Source organism: Pseudoalteromonas sp. NZS37, assembly GCF_015864265.1.
GTDB lineage: Bacteria > Pseudomonadota > Gammaproteobacteria > Enterobacterales > Alteromonadaceae > Pseudoalteromonas > Pseudoalteromonas arctica.
This window is the reverse complement of the sequence record NZ_JADYXL010000027.1, coordinates 1-2,550: the sequence shown is the minus strand read 5'-3', so window position 1 is coordinate 2,550 and position 2,550 is coordinate 1. Positions and strand designations below refer to the sequence as shown.

General features: G+C 62.8%; 4 protein-coding genes. All 4 read left to right on the top strand.

Annotated features, from left to right (window positions below; genetic code table 11):
- The coding region (locus I6F47_RS20635; protein ID WP_231609268.1) for a DUF2800 domain-containing protein at nt 1-234 on the top strand (234 nt) is incomplete at its 5' end.
- A gap of 25 nt (nt 235-259) precedes the next feature.
- Nucleotides 260-946, top strand: a complete 687-nt coding sequence (locus I6F47_RS20065) for an ssDNA-binding protein (RefSeq protein WP_197184433.1) — start codon at nt 260-262, stop codon at nt 944-946.
- Nucleotides 947-1,060: 114 nt separating this feature from the next.
- Nucleotides 1,061-1,261 (top strand): hypothetical protein, encoded by a 201-nt coding sequence (locus I6F47_RS20060; RefSeq protein WP_114488337.1) that lies wholly within the window; start codon nt 1,061-1,063, stop codon nt 1,259-1,261.
- Nucleotides 1,262-1,486: 225 nt separating this feature from the next.
- On the top strand, nt 1,487-2,550 hold a 1,064-nt coding region (locus I6F47_RS20055; RefSeq protein ID WP_269435563.1), incomplete at its 3' end, for a hypothetical protein.

Sequence of the window (2,550 nt, the reverse complement as noted above, 5' to 3'; positions counted from 1 at the left end):
ATCTCGCCCACCACCGCCGAGAAGTTGGTGAAGGCGCCCAAGGCCAAGAAAGGTGAACCCACACTACCGCCTGTGCTCGGCCCCACTCAGTGGAACCGACTGCAGGCGCTCATCACACAGGACATTGGCAAGCCCAGCATCGTCCTAGAAACTGACCCGAGACCGACCATCGCCACCGCGCTGGACGGGTTCGGAGACGTACCGCCCGCTGACAACAGCGATCTTTTTTCCTGAAAACTGAAACTCTGAAAGCGCAGACATGAGCAATTTCGCATCTTCCCAACCCGTCATCCTCAAGGGCCTGCGGGCGGCATGGCTCGACATCTTCAAGCCCGGCGAGGGCATGAACGGCGGCGCGCCGAAGTTCAAGTTCACCGGCCTGATGGAACCCGAAAGCGAAGCGCTGAAGATCGGCAAGGCAGCAATGCTGGAAGCCGCCACCAAGCTCTGGGGTCCCGCGAACGCCGCCAACATGATCCGCTCCATGGCTGCCAACAGCCGTGCGATCCGTGACGGCAACGACAAGATGAGCGACGACGGCACCGTGCGCCCCGAGTACGAGAACATGTTCTTCATCTCGGCCAGCAACAAGGCTGACAAGAAGCCCCAGGTGGTCACGCAGAAGAAGCACAACGGCAAGTTCGTGCAGATCACAGAAGCCGGTCGCGGCCTGGTGGATGGCATGGACGTGACCGACCAGCTCGGCTACGAGGTCAAGGTGCCATATCGTGGCTGCTACGTGAACGCCAAGGTGGAATTTGTGGCCGGCAAGTCCTTCAAGGGCAGCGACGGTCAGATCATCCCCAACCAGGTGTTCGCCCGCATCATCGCCATCCAGTTCGTGAAGGACGGCGAGGCATTCGGNCGACGGTCAGATCATCCCCAACCAGGTGTTCGCCCGCATCATCGCCATCCAGTTCGTGAAGGACGGCGAGGCATTCGGTAGCGGCCCGACCAGCGCTGAAGGCTTCGGCGAAGAAGAAGTCGAGACCGCCGGTCAAGGCGCCAGCGACCTGTTCTAAACCCACGGGGCTTCGGCCCCGTTTTCTGAAAGACTGAAATGACCCTGAAAATCAAAATCGAAGTGCCTACCGACGGTGGGCCGTACGAAGCCCAAGTCGCCGAGAGCAATGGCAACCCCGCTCACGTGCTTGCACCCGGCGAGGCCGTCGAACTGTACGTGCACAGCGGCAATACCATCACCGTGACCGAGCTGCCCGCGGGCACCAAGGCCGCGATGAGCGCGCAAGAGCCGAAGTAAACCCTTCGCAGAGGGGCGCTTGCCGCCCTTCTCCAAAGGGATACACAACGGGGCCTCCGCCTCCTTTCGCTGGGCTGACCACCCGGTAACTCGCCCCTTATGGCTAACACCAGGTGCCCGTGGACGTTTTACACCTAGTGCATGCGCAAACCGCTGGAGGCCGGCAACGACACAAGCGGGAATTTGGGGAACGGTCATTGAACTTTGAAATTTAGAAAGAACTGAATGCAGCGACTGTGGCTTGATAGGGAGACGTGGTGCGAGATCGACCTGAAAGAAGTCGGCACCTACCGCTACGCGGAAACCGCCGAGGACCTGCTGGTCTCCTACGCGATTGACGACGGCCCGGTCAAGGTCTGGGACTGCACCTGCGAGCCGCTGCCCGACGATCTGCGCCATGCGATGGCCGAAGCCCCCGAAGTCATCGCGCACAACGCTGCGTTCGATAAGGCCATCCACAACGGCCCACGGCAGGCCCACCTCCCCCGCATCGAGTTGACCCGCTGGCGCTGCAGCATGGCTCAGGCGCTGTCCCACGCGCTGCCCGCCAGCCTCGGTGACCTGTGCACGGTGCTCAAGGTGCCCGAGGACCAGGCCAAGAACAAGGAGGGCAAGAAGCTCATCCAGTTGTTCACCCGCCCCCAGCCAGCCAACCGCAAGGTGCAGCGCGCCACGCGGCTCACACACCCCGCCGAGTGGGAGCGCTTCAAGGTCTACGCGGCCGACGACATCACCGCCATGCGCGAGTGCGTGCGCCGCACGCCCACCTGGAATTGGGACGCCTCGGCCATTGCAGAGTGGCACTGCGACCAACGGATCAACGAGCGTGGGTTCCAGGTGGACCAGGAGTTGACACGCGCCGGTGCACGGGCGGCCATCGTAGAGAAGGAGCGCATCGGCGTGCGGTTCCGCGAGCTGACGCGCGGCGTGGTGGACCGGCCGAGCCAGCGCGACCAATTCAAGGCATTCGTGCTCAATGAGTTCGGTGTGGAATTGGAGGACACGACCAAGGACACCTTCACCCAGATGCTGAAGGCGCGCGAAAAGATCGACCCACGTCTTGCCGAGCTGATGGAGCTGTCCATGGCGTCGAACAAGACCAGCACGGCCAAGTACGCCGCACTGGACCCCGCCGTGGCGGCCGACGGACGCTTCCGTGGGGGCCTGCAGTTCGCAGGGGCCAGCCGCACCCGCCGCTGGGCTGGTCGTATGTTCCAACCCCAGAATCTGCCCAGCCGTGGCCTCCCCAAGCCCACCGCAGTCGAGCAGTACATCGAGTGCCTGAAGGC